Here is a 543-nt window from a genome sequence, read left to right as displayed (position 1 = left end):
GTCGAGCAGACGCCCGCCGCACGGCTCGCCCGACGGCAGCAGGAACAGCAGCACCGCGACGACGACGGCCACGACCTCGTCGGTCACCGGGGTGCCGCGCCACACGAGCGGCAGCGCGATCCACGACGTCGCGGCGAGCGCGAACACCGCCACGACGCGCCGCTGCGGGTGGCCCATGGGCCCGAGCCGGTCCAGCTCGGCGCGCACCACGGAGTCGTCCTCGCACAGCGGCGCGGGGTCGACGCGGAACACGACGCGCGTGAGCACGAGCCACGCGAGCAGGAGGAACACGACCGACAGCGGCAGCCCGACGGCCATCCACTCGCCGAACCCGATCTCGATGCCGTACGTCTCCGAGAGGTACCCGACGAGCAGCGCGTTGGGCGGGCCCGCGATCACCGTGCCGAACGAGCCGATGGTCGCGGCGTACGCGATGCCGAGCATGAGCGCGGCGGACAGCCGCCGGTCGACCTCGCCGCGCTCGCGGCTCAGCAGCGTCAGCACCGACACGCCGATCGGGAGCATCATGACGGCGGTCGCGGT

At 73.7% G+C, this 543-nt stretch carries 1 protein-coding gene; it reads right to left on the bottom strand.

All coding sequences use genetic code 11. From position 1 onward, the window contains the following. On the bottom strand, positions 1–543 hold a 543-nt coding region (locus G3I71_RS46255), incomplete at both ends, for an SLC13 family permease (RefSeq protein WP_203733075.1).

Origin of the sequence: Streptomyces sp. SID12501, assembly GCF_010550245.1 — a bacterium.
Lineage (GTDB): Bacteria > Actinomycetota > Actinomycetes > Streptomycetales > Streptomycetaceae > Streptomyces.
This window is presented reverse-complemented; position numbering and strand designations above follow the sequence as displayed.